This is a genomic window from Pseudomonas sp. 14P_8.1_Bac3, assembly GCF_025466085.1.
Lineage (GTDB): Bacteria > Pseudomonadota > Gammaproteobacteria > Pseudomonadales > Pseudomonadaceae > Aquipseudomonas.
The window spans coordinates 122,844-138,093 of record NZ_JANLOD010000018.1; the positions used below are offsets into that span (position 1 = coordinate 122,844).

15 protein-coding genes are annotated in these 15,250 nt (G+C 61.4%); 10 read left to right on the forward strand and 5 right to left on the reverse strand.

The window, feature by feature from the left end; all coding sequences use genetic code 11:
- The first annotated feature begins 20 nt into the window (after positions 1–20).
- The 8 genes from rodA to NTD84_RS06345 all read left to right on the forward strand — a co-directional run bounded on the left by rodA (position 21) and on the right by NTD84_RS06345 (position 7,633).
- On the forward strand, positions 21–1,124 hold the full coding sequence (gene rodA / locus NTD84_RS06310) for a rod shape-determining protein RodA (RefSeq protein WP_262164170.1): 1,104 nt from the start codon (positions 21–23) through the stop codon (positions 1,122–1,124).
- A 17-nt stretch (positions 1,125–1,141) separates the two neighbouring features.
- A complete protein-coding gene (mltB, locus tag NTD84_RS06315) occupies positions 1,142–2,152 on the forward strand; it encodes a lytic murein transglycosylase B (protein WP_262164098.1) in 1,011 nt (336 codons plus the stop codon).
- Positions 2,152–3,165 carry a septal ring lytic transglycosylase RlpA family protein gene (locus tag NTD84_RS06320; RefSeq protein WP_262164099.1) on the forward strand — a complete coding sequence of 338 codons (1,014 nt, stop codon included), beginning with the start codon at positions 2,152–2,154 and terminating at the stop codon, positions 3,163–3,165. Before mltB ends, NTD84_RS06320 begins: the two co-directional genes overlap by 1 nt.
- A gap of 182 nt (positions 3,166–3,347) precedes the next feature.
- Positions 3,348–4,505, forward strand: coding sequence for a D-alanyl-D-alanine carboxypeptidase family protein (locus NTD84_RS06325; RefSeq protein WP_262164100.1), 1,158 nt, complete (start codon positions 3,348–3,350; stop codon positions 4,503–4,505).
- Between the two features lie 80 nt (positions 4,506–4,585).
- A complete protein-coding gene (locus NTD84_RS06330; RefSeq protein ID WP_054052426.1) occupies positions 4,586–4,861 on the forward strand; it encodes a DUF493 domain-containing protein in 276 nt (91 codons plus the stop codon).
- Positions 4,861–5,508, forward strand: coding sequence for a lipoyl(octanoyl) transferase LipB (lipB, locus tag NTD84_RS06335; protein WP_157712737.1), 648 nt, complete (start codon positions 4,861–4,863; stop codon positions 5,506–5,508). Before NTD84_RS06330 ends, lipB begins: the two co-directional genes overlap by 1 nt.
- Position 5,509: 1 nt before the next feature.
- Positions 5,510–6,532, forward strand: a complete 1,023-nt coding sequence (gene lipA, locus NTD84_RS06340) for a lipoyl synthase (protein WP_410017333.1) — start codon at positions 5,510–5,512, stop codon at positions 6,530–6,532.
- A 150-nt stretch (positions 6,533–6,682) separates the two neighbouring features.
- Entirely contained in the window at positions 6,683–7,633 is a 951-nt protein-coding gene (locus NTD84_RS06345) for an LD-carboxypeptidase (RefSeq protein WP_262164101.1), read from the forward strand.
- Positions 7,634–7,741: 108 nt separating this feature from the next.
- Here the strand turns inward: NTD84_RS06345 and NTD84_RS06350 are convergent, their stop codons facing one another.
- The 5 genes from NTD84_RS06350 to leuS all read right to left on the reverse strand — a co-directional run bounded on the left by NTD84_RS06350 (position 7,742) and on the right by leuS (position 13,761).
- Positions 7,742–9,064: a lytic murein transglycosylase gene (locus NTD84_RS06350; RefSeq protein WP_262164102.1), complete on the reverse strand. Its 1,323-nt coding sequence runs from the start codon at positions 9,062–9,064 to the stop codon at positions 7,742–7,744.
- Between the two features lie 62 nt (positions 9,065–9,126).
- Entirely contained in the window at positions 9,127–9,291 is a 165-nt protein-coding gene (arfA, locus tag NTD84_RS06355; RefSeq protein ID WP_262164103.1) for an alternative ribosome rescue factor ArfA, read from the reverse strand.
- 93 nt (positions 9,292–9,384) lie between these two features.
- Complete coding sequence (gene holA, locus NTD84_RS06360) at positions 9,385–10,422, reverse strand: DNA polymerase III subunit delta (protein ID WP_262164104.1); 1,038 nt, start codon at positions 10,420–10,422, stop codon at positions 9,385–9,387.
- 39 nt (positions 10,423–10,461) lie between these two features.
- Positions 10,462–11,067, reverse strand: coding sequence for an LPS assembly lipoprotein LptE (gene lptE / locus NTD84_RS06365; RefSeq protein WP_262164105.1), 606 nt, complete (start codon positions 11,065–11,067; stop codon positions 10,462–10,464).
- An 87-nt stretch (positions 11,068–11,154) separates the two neighbouring features.
- A complete protein-coding gene (leuS, locus tag NTD84_RS06370) occupies positions 11,155–13,761 on the reverse strand; it encodes a leucine--tRNA ligase (protein ID WP_262164106.1) in 2,607 nt (868 codons plus the stop codon).
- Positions 13,762–14,040: 279 nt separating this feature from the next.
- Here leuS and NTD84_RS06375 point away from each other — a divergent pair, with 279 nt between their 5' ends.
- Together NTD84_RS06375 and NTD84_RS06380 are read left to right on the forward strand one after the other, a co-directional pair.
- Entirely contained in the window at positions 14,041–14,361 is a 321-nt protein-coding gene (locus NTD84_RS06375; RefSeq protein WP_262164107.1) for a hypothetical protein, read from the forward strand.
- Positions 14,362–14,469: 108 nt separating this feature from the next.
- Positions 14,470–15,231: a YdcF family protein gene (locus tag NTD84_RS06380; RefSeq protein WP_262164108.1), complete on the forward strand. Its 762-nt coding sequence runs from the start codon at positions 14,470–14,472 to the stop codon at positions 15,229–15,231.
- The last annotated feature ends 19 nt before the right edge of the window (positions 15,232–15,250 follow it).

Consider the following 15,250-nt stretch of genomic DNA (forward strand, 5'->3'; position numbering starts at 1 on the left):
TCCTCTCCAGCGAGGATGTGATGCGTCGCCGGGCGACGCTGTTGCAACGCATGCACATCGACGGCCCGTTGCTGATCCTGCTGCTGACCCTCGCGGCCGGTAGCCTGTTCGTGCTGTATTCGGCGAGTGGCAAGAGCTGGGACCTGTTGGCCAAGCAAGCCACGTCATTCGGCATCGGCCTGGTGTCGATGATCGTCATCGCCCAGTTCGAACCGCGCTTCATGGCCCGTTGGGTGCCCGTCGGCTATGTGCTCGGCGTGCTGTTGCTGGTGGTGGTGGACGTGATGGGCCACAACGCCATGGGCGCCACCCGCTGGATCAACATTCCGGGGGTGATCCGCTTTCAGCCTTCGGAATTCATGAAGATCCTGATGCCGGCGACCATCGCCTGGTACCTGTCCAAGCGCACGTTGCCGCCGCAACTCAAGCACGTGGGCGTCAGTCTGTTTCTGATCGGGTTGCCGTTCATTCTGATCGTGCGCCAGCCGGACCTCGGCACTTCATTGCTGATTCTGGCAGGCGGAGCGTTCGTGTTGTTCATGGGCGGGCTGCGCTGGCGCTGGATTCTCAGTGTGCTGGCCGCCGCCGTGCCGGTGGCCGTGGCGATGTGGTTTTTCATCATGCACGACTACCAGAAGCAGCGGATCCTGACGTTTCTCGACCCGGAAAGCGATCCACTGGGCACCGGCTGGAACATCATTCAGTCGAAAGCGGCCATCGGTTCCGGCGGCGTATTCGGCAAGGGCTGGCTGCTGGGGACCCAGTCGCACCTGGACTTCCTGCCGGAAAGCCACACTGACTTCATCATTGCGGTGCTGGGTGAGGAATTCGGCCTGGTGGGCATCTGCGCGTTGCTGTTGATTTACCTGCTGCTGATCGGCCGTGGCCTGGTCATTACCGCCCAGGCCCAGACATTGTTCGGCAAATTGCTCGCGGGCAGCCTGACCATGACGTTTTTTGTTTATGTTTTCGTCAACATCGGTATGGTCAGTGGCCTGTTGCCGGTCGTGGGGGTGCCGTTGCCGTTCATTAGCTACGGAGGAACTTCGCTGGTGACGCTGCTGTCAGCGTTTGGGGTTCTGATGTCGATCCATACCCATCGCAAGTGGATCGCACAAGTTTGAATAAGGTGAAGATTTCAATGCATGTAATGCATGGCTGGGCGACTCGATATGCGTCGTGGGTCGGCCTGGTGGGCATCCTTGGCACTGTGCAGGACGCGGCGGCCGGCGATTACGAAGGCACCCCCCAAGTGGCCGAATTCGTCGGTGAAATGACCCGCGACTACGGCTTTGCCGGTGAACAGCTGATGGGCGTGTTCCGCGAAGCCGAGCGCAAGCAGACGATCCTGGACGCGATCTCCAAGCCCGCCGAGCGGGTCAAGCAGTGGAATGAATATCGCCCGATGTTCATCACCGACGCGCGCATCGCCCGCGGTGTGGATTTCTGGCGGCAGCACGAGGCGGTCCTGGCCCGTGCCGAGCAGGAATATGGCGTGCCGGCCCAGGTGATTGTCTCGATCATCGGGGTTGAGACCTTTTTCGGCCGTAATACTGGCAATTACCGGGTCATCGACGCCTTGTCGACCCTCGGTTTCGACTATCCTCCCCGTGCCGAATTCTTTCGCAAGGAATTGCGTGAATTTCTGTTGCTGGCCCGCGAAGAGCAGGTCGATCCCCTGACCCTAAAAGGCTCCTACGCCGGGGCCATGGGCTTGCCGCAGTTCATGCCGAGCAGCTTCCGCGCCTATGCGGTGGATTTCGATGGTGATGGCCACATTAATATCTGGACCAACCCGGACGACGCCATCGGCAGTGTTGCCAGTTATTTCAAGCGTCACGGCTGGATCGCTGGTGAACCGGTCGTCAGCCGGGCCGATGTGCGCGGTGATCAGGTCGACGAAGGTTTGACCACCGGCATCGAACCGACTAAAACCGTCGGGGAGTTGCGGGCTCTGGGGTGGTCAAGTCATGATGCGCTGCGCGATGATATGCCGGTCACGGCATTTCGCCTGGAAGGTGACAATGGCCCCGAATACTGGATGGGCCTGACCAATTTTTACGCAATTACGCGTTATAACCGCAGCGTGATGTACGCCATGGCCGTACATCAACTGTCTGAACAGCTGGTCCAAGCACGGGGCGTCAAGTAATGCGGGCATTGCCTATGAATAAACCCCTGAAGCTGATGGCATTCGCCGCGTTGGCGGTGCTGGTCGCCAGTTGTTCGACCAGCCGCTCGCCGACCCAGAAATCTTCTTCCACCGCCGTGCGTTCCGCGCCGGGGCTGGACATCAACCGCGCCCACAAAGATGGCGCGCCGTGGTGGGATGTCGACGTATCCCGCATCCCCGACGCGACACCGACCCTGCACTCCGGTCCTTACAAGGCCAACCCTTACACGGTGCTGGGCAAGACCTACTTCCCGTTGCAGGACTCCAAGGCCTATGTTGCCTCGGGCACGGCGTCCTGGTACGGCACCAAGTTCCACGGCCAGAACACCGCCAATGGCGAGGTGTATGACCTGTATGGCATGAGTGCCGCCCACAAGACTTTGCCACTGCCAAGTTACGTTCGGGTGACCAACCTGGACAATAACAAGAGCGTGATCCTGCGGGTCAACGACCGTGGCCCGTTCTACTCGGACCGCATCATCGATCTGTCCTACGCCGCGGCGAAAAAACTCGGTTACGCCGAGATCGGCACGGCGCGAGTCAAGGTCGAAGGCATCGATCCGCAGCAATGGTGGGCCGCCAAAGGCCGTCCGGCGCCTTTGATGCTCAACGAGCCGCAAGTAGCGCAAAATACTGCGCCGACGATTACCGCGTCCGCCGGCACCGTCGAACAATGGACTCCACCGCCGCAGCAACACGCTGCAGCGGTGGTGCCCGTGCAGATCGATGCAAAAAAAAACGCTTCTGTACCAGCGTCTGGCCAGTATCTGCAGGTGGGCGCGTTCGCCAACCCGGACGCTGCAGAACTCCTGAGATCGAAGTTGAGCGGGATGGTGAGCGCTCCGGTGTTCATCAGCTCGATCGTGCGCAATCAACAGACACTGCATCGGGTGCGCCTGGGGCCGATCGGCTCGCCGGGTGAGATCCAGCAGGTGCAGAACAGCGTGCGCACGGCCAATCTCGGTTCGCCGAGCGTGGTCACCGCCGAGTAATACGTAGTACTTGATTGACGGTTCGCTTGCGGTTTTGGGGGGTGAACCTGGTTGTTGGCTCGCTGAAGAACAAAAGCCCGGCAAGGGTTCTGAGTGAACGACTGAACACGCGACAGCCCGTTAGAAAGCTGTCTGATTAGTTTTGCCTTCGGGCAGTTTCCATTAGCGATTTCGAGAGACGGATGAACATCACCACCTTTGCCAAACGCCTGTGCCTTCTAGTCCCGCTGCTCCTCTCGCCAGCCGCGTTCGCGGTCGAGATGATGCCTTCGCCGCCACAACTGGCCGCCAAAGCCTATGTGCTCATGGATGCCAGCAGCGGCAACGTACTGGTCGAGAACAACGGTGACCAGCGTCTGCCGCCTGCCAGCCTGACCAAGCTGATGACCGCGTACATCGCGACCCTGGAAATCCGTCGTGGCCAGATCGGCGAAAACGATCCGGTGACCGTCAGCGAAAACGCCTGGCGCACCGGCGGTTCGCGGATGTTCATCAAGGTCGGCTCGCAAGTGACGGTCAGCGACCTGCTGCACGGCATCATCATCCAGTCGGGCAACGACGCCAGCGTGGCGCTCTCCGAGCACATCGCCGGCAGCGAAGACGCGTTCGCCGACATGATGAACAAAACCGTCGCCGACCTGGGCATGACCAACAGCCACTTCATGAACCCGACCGGTCTGCCGAACCCCGAGCACTACTCGTCGGCTCACGACATGGCCGTGCTGGCTCGCGCGATCATCCACGAAGACCCGGCTCACTACGCGATCTACTCGCAGAAAGAGTTCTTCTGGAACGGCATCAAGCAACCTAACCGCAACCTGCTGCTGTGGCGCGACAAGACCGTCGACGGTCTGAAAACCGGCCACACCGACGAAGCCGGCTACTGCATGGTGTCTTCGGCTGTTCGTGACGGCATGCGCCTGATCGCCGTGGTGTTCGGCACCAGCAGCGAAGTGGCACGTGCCGCTGAAACCCAGAAACTGCTGACCTACGGCTTCCGTTTCTTCGAAACCCAGACCTTCTATCAGAAAGGCACCGAGCTGGCCCAGGCCCCTGTCTGGAAAGGCGCGACCAACCAGGTCAAGGCCGGCCTGGCGGAAGACCTGACCATGACCCTGCCAAAAGGCCAGCTGAAGAAGCTCGCCGCCAGCATGACCATGAACCCGCAGCTGGTTGCGCCAATCGCCAAGGGCGACGTGATCGGCAAGGTCGAAGTGAAACTGGACGACAAGGTGGTGCACAGCGCCGACCTGATCGCTCTGGACGCGGTCGACGAGGGTGGTATCTTCCGTCGCATGTGGGATAGCATCCGTCTATTCTTCTACGGCTTGTTCAACTGAATCAGTGTGGACCCGCATGGCCCCGCCCCGATCCGGAGCGGGGCCATGTCCGTTGCCACGGCTTACGAGGCCGTTACGCCATGACAGACACCGAAGTAAAGGCGCCAAAGATCGAATTCCCTGCCAATGATTATCCGATCAAAGTGATCGGCGACACCATTGTGGACATCAAGCAAAAGATCATAGATATCGTCAAGAAACACGCGACGATCAACGATGAAAAAGTGGATGAACGCCAGAGCAGCAACGGCAAGTACACCACGATCCAGTTGCACATCATCGCCACCGGTCAGGATCAGCTGTACGACATCAACAGCGAATTGCGGGCTACCGGTTTCGTGCACATGGTGCTGTGATGTCCGGCACGCTGGGCTTTCGTGAGCTCGGCCAGATGGCTTACGAGCCGGTCTGGCATGCCATGCAACGCTTCACCAACGAACGCGGCAGCGATGCCGCCGACGAGATCTGGCTGGTCGAGCACCCGCCGGTGTTTACCCAGGGTCAGGCCGGCAAGGCCGAGCACCTGTTGCTGCCGGGGGATATCCCGGTGGTGCAGGTCGATCGCGGTGGCCAGGTGACTTACCACGGCCCCGGCCAGTTGGTGGCCTACCTGCTGCTCGATGTCCGCAAGCTCGGTTTCGGCGTGCGTGACCTGGTCACCCGCATGGAGCATTGCCTGATCGAGCTGCTGGCCAGCTACGGTGTCACCGCCGCGGCCAAGCCGGATGCGCCGGGTGTCTACGTCGACGGGGCGAAAATTGCCTCCCTGGGTCTGCGGATCCGCCATGGTTGTTCCTTTCATGGACTGGCCCTTAACGTGGACATGGACCTGGAACCGTTTCGACGGATTAATCCCTGCGGCTACGCCGGGCTGGCGATGACCCAGCTGAGCGATCACGCAGGATCGATTGAATTTGCCGAGGTAAGTGCCCGGCTGCGCGCGCAGCTCGTCAAACACCTCGACTATGCTGAGCAGACGACCCTAACGGGCGGAATCGACTGATATGACTACTGATGCAGTGCAAACCATGATCCCGACGCAGGATGTCACCGAGCGTCCGGCCCCGCGTGCCAAGGTTGAAGCCGGCGTAAAGCTGCGCGGCGCCGAGAAGGTTGCACGCATCCCGGTAAAGATCATCCCGACCACCGAACTGCCGAAGAAACCCGACTGGATCCGCGTGCGCATCCCGGTTTCTCCGGAAGTCGACCGCATCAAGGCCCTGCTGCGCAAACACAAGCTGCACAGCGTGTGCGAAGAAGCGTCCTGCCCGAACCTGGGCGAGTGCTTCTCCGGCGGCACCGCGACGTTCATGATCATGGGCGACATCTGCACCCGTCGCTGCCCGTTCTGCGACGTGGGCCACGGTCGTCCGAAGCCACTGGACGTCAATGAGCCGGAAAGCCTGGCCATCGCCATCGCCGACCTGAAACTCAAATACGTGGTGATCACCTCGGTGGACCGCGACGACCTGCGTGACGGCGGTGCCCAGCACTTTGCCGACTGCATCCGCGAAATCCGCAAGCTGTCGCCGAACGTGCAGCTGGAAACCCTGGTCCCGGACTACCGTGGCCGCATGGACGTTGCACTGGAAATCACCGCCGCCGAGCCGCCAGACGTGTTCAACCACAACCTGGAAACCGTACCGCGCCTGTACAAAGCCGCGCGTCCGGGGTCGGATTACCAGTGGTCGCTGACGCTGCTGCAACGCTTCAAGCAGATGATGCCGCACATTCCGACCAAGTCCGGCCTGATGCTGGGTCTGGGCGAGACCGACGAGGAAGTCATCGAAGTCATGAAGCGCATGCGTGAACATGACATCGACATGCTGACCCTGGGCCAATATCTGCAGCCGTCCCGCAGCCACTTGCCGGTGCAGCGCTTCGTGCACCCGGATACCTTCGCCTGGTTCGCCGAGGAAGGCTACAAGATGGGCTTCAAGAACGTCGCATCCGGCCCACTGGTACGTTCCTCGTACCACGCCGACGAGCAGGCGAAGCTGGTTAAAGCCGAGCTGATGTCGTCCTGACCCAAAGAATGCCCGCGAGGCTGTCCGGCCTCGCGGGCTTTTTTTTGCCTGGAGGTTGGCTTTGCGCAACCGGCAGGCGACTGAACCTCTTCTGTTTGTCCCCGTTCCTGACTACTGTGTGCTGAAGCTTTTGCGCAGGGAGATCCATGGATGACCGTTCGACCGACCCATACACTGTTGCCTCATGCCCCGGTTCCCGCGTTGCCCGCGGAAGGCGTGATCGGTGTCATAGCGCCCGCTGGCCCGGCGGCACTGGATACCGATAAAGCCGTCGCCTGGATGCGCGCCCGCGGCTATTCGCTAAAAATCTTTCCCGGCGTCTACGAGCAGGACGGTTACCTGGCCGGCAGCGACGAGGTGCGGCTCAATGACCTGCACGGGGCGTTCGCCGATAGCGAGGTCGATGCAATCATTTGTCTTCGCGGCGGCTACGGCACGCCGCGTCTGCTGGATCGCATCGATTTCGAGTTGCTGCAAAACCATGCCAAGCCATTCATTGGCTACAGCGACATCACGGCGCTGCACCTGGCGATCAGCCGTCATGCGGGATTCGTGACTTTTCATGGTCCGCTGCTTAACGCGGACCTGTTGGGCGACAAGCAGAGACCGACCGAGTCTTCGTTTTTCAACATGCTCAGGGGCCAGATGAAGGCGGGAAGTGTGCTGACGCACCCGGTGGCCTTTGCGTTGACCACCATCGAGCCAGGCATCGCTCACGGGCGCTTGCTGGGCGGCAATCTGTCGATGATCGCCGCGACCATGGGCACGCCTTATCAAATCGATGCCGAGGGCGTCATTCTGTTCATCGAGGACATCAACGAGCCGTTGTATCGCATTGACCGGTTGCTGACCCATCTGCGGCTTGCGGGAACGCTGGGCAAGTTGCGCGGTGTGATCGTGGGGGATGTGGCCGGGGTGGAGACGGTGGCCCTGGAACGTTTGCTCAAGCAGACTTTTGAACCGTTGCGGATACCCGTGCTGAGCGGGTGGCGCAGCGGGCATTGTGATCCGAACCTGACGTTGCCGATGGGAGCGTTGGTGAGGCTGGATGCGGGGGGCAGGGAGTTGGTGTTGGAACAGGATGTGGTGTTCAGGCGATAGAAAGTTGTCGCCTGAAAGTCAGTCTTCGCGAGCAAGCCCGCTCCCACAATGGCCGGGTTCTCTCATGAGAATACGGTCATTGTGGGAGCGGGCTTGCTCGCGAAGCTTTTAGCGGTTACGCAACCCTTCAAGCAGCTTGTGCGTCGGATACCCATCCGCCGGCCAGCCAAACGACTGCTGGGCGCTGCGGATCGCTTTGCGGGTGTTGGCGCCGATGATGCCGTCGGCGGTGCCCGCGTCGTATTGCCGGGCGCTCAGCAGATTTTGCAGCTCGATGCGCTCGGAGCGGCTCAGCGGCAAATCATCCTTCGGCCAGTTGCCACTGATCAAACCTGCGCCGTTGAAGCGCTCGGATAGCAGGCTGACGGCGAGGGCGTAGGACGACGAGTTGTTGTATTTGAGGATCGCGCGGAAGTTGTCGAGCACCAGGAACGCCGGACCGCGATAGCCTGCCGGCAGCAGCAGCGCCGCCGACAGGTGCTCGGAGCCCGCTGGAACCTGTGCGCCATTCGGCAGGCTCACGCCCAATTGCTGCCACTCGGCGACGCTCTTGCGAATCGTGCCGTCGGCCAACACGTAGTTGAAGCTGCCCGGCAACTGCACTTCAAAGCCCCACGGCTGGCCTCTCTGCCAGCCAGAACTTTGCAGGTAGTGCGCAGTCGAGGCCAGGGCGTCGGCGGCGCTGCCCCAGATGTCGCGGCGGCCGTCACCGTCGAAGTCCACGGCATGGGTGTTGTAGGTGGTCGGGATGAACTGGGTCTGGCCCATGGCGCCGGCCCAGGAACCGAGCATCTTCTCCGGCTCGATGTCGCCCTGTTGCAGGATCTGCAGGGCGGCGATCAGTTGCGCATGGGCAAAGCCAGGACGCCGGCCTTCGTAGGCCAGGGTCGCCAGGGAGTTGATCACCGACTTGCTGCCCTGGAACTGCCCGAAGTTACTCTCCATGCCCCACACCGCGACCAGCGCCTGACGATCGACGCCGTAGCGCTGTTCGATGCTCTGCAGGATGTCCGCGTACTGGCTGATCAGCGCCTGACCCTTACGCACGCGCAGCGGCGACAAGGCGCCGTCAAGGTATTCCCACACCGGGCGGGAAAATTCCGGCTGGCTGCGGTCGGCGCGGATGACGCTGGCGTCCAGGCTGACATTGGCGAAGGCACGATCGAACAGGTCGGCGCGAATGCCGGCGGCCAGCGCCTCTTTGCGGAAACCCGCCTGCCATTCGGCGAAGGTCTGGGTAGGCTGGATATCGAGGTTGTCACCGCTCGGCACCACGGGCGGAATCACCGCGGGAGCTGAAGCAACGGGCAGCGTCTGAAGCGGTTGGGCGTCGGCAGCGGTAGGTTTTTCCGCGCAAGCGACAAGCAGAATGAGGCTGGAGGCAGCGATCAATTGGCGCAGATGCCAACGACGGGAAATACAAAAGGGCATGCACGGGTCCAGGGAATACGAATCAGGTGCAGACCTTAACATGTTGAGCGGTGGCTTGCCTTTCAGGCCGCCAGAAAGTAAGAAGCCTCCCAGTTGTCAGACTGGAAGGCTTCGCGGCGGTAGCTGCCTTTGCCCTTGCCGGCGCGTTCCTGACGGCTGCGGAACAGTGGCTGGGCGACGATGGATTTGGCCTTGTTGTGGCCATTACGAGATGGCTTTTTGCTCATGATCAGGTCTCTCGATTGAGTGGGGTTTTGCGGGGGGAAATAATCTGCCGAAGTTGCGGTTCTGTCCAGCCCCCTGTGGGAGCGTGTGTACCGTTATTCGGCCGGCAAGCCCAGCCGTTGACCGGCCATCAACAACGACAAGCGACTCAAGCTCATCCACGGCGAACCTGCCGCCTGACCTTTGATCTGCGCGTCGATGCGCTGCGCTTCCAGCAACAACTGCGCCCAGCGTTGCGCCGAGTAACGTTGCAGGGCTTTGCTCATCAGCGGTTTGCGCTTGTCCCAGACCGGCGGCCGGGCAGAGCTGAAAGCCTTGTCCAGCGGCACACCCTGGCTGTATTGCAGCGACAGGTTGGCCAGCAGACGTAACTCACGGGCCAGCGCCCAGAGAATCACCGGTGGCTCGACGCCTTCACCGCGCAGCCCTTCGAGCATGCGCAGGGCGTGCGCGGCCTCACCATTGAGAATCGCATCGGTCAGGCCGAAGACGTCGAAGCGGGCGCTGTCGGCCACGGCCGCCTGCACGGTCTCGACGGTGATCTGACCACCTTCGGCCATCAGCTTGAGCTTCTCGATTTCCTGAGCGGCGGCCAGCAGGTTGCCTTCGACGCGCGCGGCGATCAGTTCCACGGCGTCCTGGCTGGCGGAGAGCCCGGCCTGGGACAGGCGCTGGCGGATCCAGCTTGGCAGCTGGTTGGCATCCACCGGCCAGATTTGCACGAACTGAGTGTGCTGGCCTTCCACCAGGGCCTTGCCCCATTTGGTTTTCTGCGCGCTGCCGTCGAGTTTCGGCAGGCTGATCAGCAGCACCGTGTCTTCGGCCGGTCGCGAGCAGTATTCGATGAAGGCGGCTGCACCCTTGTCGCCGGGTTTGCCGGACGGCAGACGCAGTTCCAGGAGGCGCTTTTCAGCGAACAACGACATGCTTGCGCCAGCTTGCAGCAGCGTCCCCCAGTCGAAGCTGGCGTCGGCGGCGAACACTTGGCGTTCGTCGAAACCCTGCTGGCGGGCGGCGGCACGAATGGCGTCGGCGGCTTCCTGGCACAGCAGCGGGTCATCGCCACTGATGACGTAGACCGGCGCGAGCGCACCTTGCAGGTGTTTGGCGAGTTGGGCGGGGGCGAGTTTCATAAGAGAGGCCGAACGGGGCGCCTGAGCGCCCCGTAAGTCTTATTGCTGCGGGATTTCGATGGGCGACTGACGCGGTGTGTTCGCTTCGGCCTTCTGCGCTGCTTCCAGTGCTTCGGCTTCAGCCTTGGCTCTGGCGTCGGCGGTCTGCTGCAGTTTATCCAGTTGAGCCGGGGTGAACTGTTGCAGGCGCAGGATCATGCGTTGAACCAGCTCACGACGCATTTCACGGCGGGCATCGTTGGCCTCCTGGTCGGAGCCCACCAGGTTGTTGCCGTCGTGGATGAACACTTTCGACACTTCAAGCTTGTCGCTCAGCAGCGACAGGTCGCCATGGCCCCGGACGTCGTAGTTGAGCACGGTGGTCACCTGATACTCCCCCGTACGACCGGCACCGGCGTAGCTGAGGATGCGCTGGCTGCTCTGCTCATCGGTCAGCACCAGTTTGTAAGGTGCGCCATTGAAGACCTTGACGCCGCTGCTTTCCAGCACCTCGCGCAACTGCTTCACGGTTTCGCCATAGGCGTCACGGGCGCTCAGGTCGAGCTCCTTGATTGCCAGTTCAGTGGTGCCGGTGCCGCGCAGCTGGAAACCGCAGGCGCTCAACAGGACCGCAAGGCCCATCACCAGCAAATTGCGTTTGATCATCTTGTTGCTCCCCTTGAAACCATGTGGGCCGATCGTGCGGCCCGAAAGGTTTTACTCGGCGCCAGGCTGACCTGGCGCCTGATCCAATTAGCTGGCGACGATATTGACCAGTTTCCCGGGCACTACGATCACTTTACGAATAGTCAGGCCGTCGACGAAGCGCAGTACGTTTTCGTTGGCCCGTGCGGCCGCTTCGACTTCTTCGCGGCTGGCGCTGGCCGGCATTTCGATGTGTCCGCGCAGCTTGCCGTTCACCTGGATGACCAGTTGCAGGCTGTCCTGCACCAGTGCGCTTTCGTCCAGCACCGGCCAGCCCGCGTCGATCACCGGATCGGCATGACCCAGACGATTCCACAGCTCGTGGCTGATGTGCGGAGTGATCGGCGCCAGCAGCAGGACCACGGTTTGCAGGCCTTCGTGAATCAGCGCGCGATCCTGTTCGGTGCCTTGCGGGGCTTTTTCCAGCACGTTCATCAGCGTCATCACTTGGGCGATGGCGGTGTTGAACTTGTGGTTCTGGCCAACATCGTGGCTGGCCTGCTTGATGGCCTGGTGAATCGAACGACGAATCGCTTTCTGTCCATCGTTCAGGCTGGCGACATCCAGTTTGCCCGGCAGGCCCTGGGTCACGTGTGCTTGCGCCAGGCGCCAGACGCGCTTGAGGAAGCGATGCGAACCTTCCACGCCGGAGTCGGACCATTCCGCGCTCATGTCAGGTGGCGAGGCGAACATCATGAACAGACGGCAGGTGTCGGCGCCGAACTGGTCAATCATCGACTGTGGGTCGACGCCGTTGTTCTTCGACTTGGCCATCTTCTCGGTGCCGCCGATTTCCACCGGCAGGCCGTCGGCGATCAGCTTGGCGCTGATGACCTTGGCCTTGCTGTCGCGCTCGAGTTCAACGTCCGCCGGGTTGAACCAGGTGTACGCGCCGTTGGCTTCGCGACGGTAGTACGTCTCGGCGATCACCATGCCTTGGGTCAGCAGGTTCTTGAACGGCTCGTTGGAGCTCACCAGGCCTTCGTCGCGCATCAGCTTGTGGAAGAAGCGCGCGTAGAGCAAGTGCAGGATCGCGTGTTCGATGCCGCCGATGTACTGATCCACCGGCAACCAGTGGTCGGCCGCCGATTTTTCCACCAGACCGCCTTCATAGTGCGGCGAGGCGTAACGGGCGTAGTACCACGAGGACTCGACGAAGGTGTCCATGGTGTCGGTTTCACGCTTGGCCGCTGCGCCGCATTTCGGGCAGGTGCACTCGTAGAACTCGGGCATGCGCGCCAAGGGCGAACCGGCGCCATCCGGAACGACGTCTTCCGGCAGTACCACAGGCAGTTGATCTTCCGGGACCGGCACGTCACCGCAGCTGTCGCAGTGGATGATCGGGATCGGGCAGCCCCAGTAACGCTGGCGGCTGATGCCCCAGTCGCGCAGGCGGAACTGGGTGCGCGAGGCACCGAGGTTTTTCTTGATCAGCGCGACTTCCATGGCGTCGAACGCGCCCGCGAAGTCGAGGCCGTCGAACTCACCGGAGTTGATCAGCGTGCCGTGCTCGCCGTAGGCGTCCTGCCACGGCGCCGGGTTGGTGTCACCGGAACTGGTGCGCACCACCGACTTGATCGGCAGGTTGTACTTGTGGGCGAACTCGAAATCGCGCTCGTCGTGAGCCGGAACCGCCATAACTGCGCCGTCGCCGTAGTGCATGAGCACGTAGTTGGCGACCCACACCGGGAGTTTCTCACCGGTCAGCGGGTGTTCGACGAACAGCGAGGTCGGCAGGCCTTTTTTCTCTTGAGTGGCAACGTCGGCTTCCGCGACGCTGCCGCCCTTGCATTCAGCGATGAACGCTTGCAGCTCGGGGTTGTTCTGCGCGGCGAGGGCGGCCAGGGGGTGTTCGGCGGCCACGGCAACGTAGGTCGCGCCCATCAGGGTGTCGGGACGGGTGGTGAAGACTTTCAGTGCGCCGGTTTCGCCGATGGACTCGACGTCGTACGGGAACTGCACTTCCATGCCGCGGGATTTGCCGATCCAGTTGCGCTGCATGGTCTTGACCTGTTCAGGCCAGCCCGTCAGTTCGTCGAGGCTTTCCAGCAGCTCATCCGCGTAGGCGGTGATCTTGAAGTAGTACATCGGGATTTCGCGCTTCTCGATCAGCGCGCCGGAACGCCAGCCGCGGCCGTCGATCACCTGTTCGTTGGCCAGGACGGTCTGGTCGACCGGGTCCCAGTTCACGGTGCCGCTTTTTTTGTAGATCACACCTTTTTCGAACAGGCGGGTGAACAGCCATTGCTCCCAGCGGTAGTAATCCGGCTTGCAGGTGGTGACTTCGCGGGACCAGTCCACCGCGAGGCCCAGGCTGCGCAACTGGGTTTTCATGTAGGCGATGTTTTCGTAGGTCCACTTGGCGGGCGCTACGTTGTTCTTCATCGCGGCGTTTTCCGCCGGCATGCCGAAGGCGTCCCAACCCATGGGTTGCAGGACATTTTTGCCGAGCATGCGCTGATAACGGGAGATCACGTCGCCGATGGTGTAGTTGCGCACGTGCCCCATGTGTAGCTTGCCGCTGGGGTAAGGGAACATCGACAGGCAGTAGTAAGTCTCCTTGCCTGGCTGTTCACTGACTTCAAAGGACTTTTGCTCGTCCCAGAACGACTGGGCGGCGGCTTCGATTTCACGGGGCTGATATTGTTCGTGCATGGCTACTTTTGAACTGAATAGGGGTGGCCTAATCCTCTTCAACGCAACGCCGGACGGTGATCACGCCAAATCGGCGTTTCGCTGTCCAGACGAGCTGGAAGTGGAGTTACAGGAAGCGCCGTAGCATACATGACCGCACTCTACCGAGGGAAACCCTGATTACTGCCGCGCGTCCCGCGAAAACCGCTGCGAGGGCCGTTGGTCGCGGCACTCAGCCGGTTTGTTCATGGAAGCTAAGCTCTAAATGGGGAGCGAGTCTTATCTTCAATGAGGTGAGGGATGGTTGAGTCACAGCAAAAAGCTACGAAACCGGAGCTGTATGAAAAACTGATCGATCGTCTGGGAATAGCCCTGGACGCAGCAAAAACCGCTGGTCGGCTACGCGATGAGCGTCCCCTGGAGCTGGAACTGCGTGGCCTGAGCCCCGCAGAGTTTGCATTGGTCAAGGCGTATCTGGATCGCAGTGAGCGTGAGACACACGGATGCCTGTCAGAGGCAGTGAAGCAACTCGACGCACCACGTTCGGCCAAGATCATCTGGCTCAAGGACAAGGCACCCGGCAGGGACGCGGTAAAGGTCCGGTCTCTGCAATTCAAGTAAGGGCACTTGACGCCATGGCGTATGGTTTTTTTGAAGCATAGTCCTTCCGCATCTGTTGTCGCATTGCGTCAACCCACTTAGGCTTCGGGCATCTTCTGGAGATGCTCGATGCCTTTTCGTTACTTCGTTAAACAACTTCTGCTACCGCCCGGCATTTTGTTGCTGTTGATTCTGCTCGGCTGGTGGTTTCGTCGCTCGCGGCCGCGACTGGCCGGTGTGTGTTTTGCGTTAGGGTTTGGCGGATTGTGGCTGATGAGCCTGCCGGTGGTGGTGCAATACAGCGCCGCGGCCATTGAGCGCATTCCCCCGCTGGCGCATGACGAATGGGCGACTCTTGCGCAGCGGGCCGACGCCATCGTGGTGCTGGGCTCGGGGCGCGAACGCGGTGACCCTGCATGGGGCACCGACCAGCCGACCGACCATGCTCTGGAAAGGATGCGTTTTGCGGCCAGACTGGCCAAGGCGTCGGGTTTGCCGATCCTCACCAGCGGTGGCCTGCACTACGGCATGCCGCCGACGGAGGCCAAGCTGATGGCTGATTCGCTGCTCGAGGATTTTGGCGTCAGCGTGCGCTGGCAGGAAGGGCGTAGCCGCACCACGTGGGAGAACGCGCAGATGAGTGCCGAAGTCTTGCTGCCACAGGGCATCAAGCGGGTCGTGGTCGTGACCCAGGCGTGGCACATGCCGCGCTCGGTCTGGAGCTTTGAACGCGCCGGGTTCGACGTGGTGCCTGCGCCCATGGGGTTTTTGGGTGTGGACAACGCCCGACCGCTGGGCGGCTGGATGCCGGAAGTCAAATCGATGTGGCAGAGCGGGCAGTTGCTGAATGAGGCGGTGGGGCAGGTAGGTTATTCACTCTTCTACCGGTAGGTTTTCTGTAGGAGCGAGC

Excerpts from the sequence above, each read along its gene's own strand:
- holA (WP_262164104.1), bottom strand. The coding sequence starts at position 10,422 with ATGAAACTCGCCCCCGCCCAACTCGCCAAACACCTGCAAGGTGCGCTC.
- leuS (WP_262164106.1), bottom strand. The coding sequence starts at position 13,761 with ATGCACGAACAATATCAGCCCCGTGAAATCGAAGCCGCCGCCCAGTCG.
- mltB (WP_262164098.1), top strand. The coding sequence starts at position 1,142 with ATGCATGTAATGCATGGCTGGGCGACTCGATATGCGTCGTGGGTCGGC.
- arfA (WP_262164103.1), bottom strand. The coding sequence starts at position 9,291 with ATGAGCAAAAAGCCATCTCGTAATGGCCACAACAAGGCCAAATCCATC.
- rodA (WP_262164170.1), top strand. The coding sequence starts at position 21 with ATGCGTCGCCGGGCGACGCTGTTGCAACGCATGCACATCGACGGCCCG.
- lipA (WP_410017333.1), top strand. The coding sequence starts at position 5,510 with ATGACTACTGATGCAGTGCAAACCATGATCCCGACGCAGGATGTCACC.
- lipB (WP_157712737.1), top strand. The coding sequence starts at position 4,861 with ATGTCCGGCACGCTGGGCTTTCGTGAGCTCGGCCAGATGGCTTACGAG.
- lptE (WP_262164105.1), bottom strand. The coding sequence starts at position 11,067 with ATGATCAAACGCAATTTGCTGGTGATGGGCCTTGCGGTCCTGTTGAGC.
- NTD84_RS06320 (WP_262164099.1), top strand. The coding sequence starts at position 2,152 with ATGCGGGCATTGCCTATGAATAAACCCCTGAAGCTGATGGCATTCGCC.
- NTD84_RS06380 (WP_262164108.1), top strand. The coding sequence starts at position 14,470 with ATGCCTTTTCGTTACTTCGTTAAACAACTTCTGCTACCGCCCGGCATT.
- NTD84_RS06350 (WP_262164102.1), bottom strand. The coding sequence starts at position 9,064 with ATGCCCTTTTGTATTTCCCGTCGTTGGCATCTGCGCCAATTGATCGCT.
- NTD84_RS06325 (WP_262164100.1), top strand. The coding sequence starts at position 3,348 with ATGAACATCACCACCTTTGCCAAACGCCTGTGCCTTCTAGTCCCGCTG.
- NTD84_RS06375 (WP_262164107.1), top strand. The coding sequence starts at position 14,041 with ATGGTTGAGTCACAGCAAAAAGCTACGAAACCGGAGCTGTATGAAAAA.
- NTD84_RS06330 (WP_054052426.1), top strand. The coding sequence starts at position 4,586 with ATGACAGACACCGAAGTAAAGGCGCCAAAGATCGAATTCCCTGCCAAT.
- NTD84_RS06345 (WP_262164101.1), top strand. The coding sequence starts at position 6,683 with ATGACCGTTCGACCGACCCATACACTGTTGCCTCATGCCCCGGTTCCC.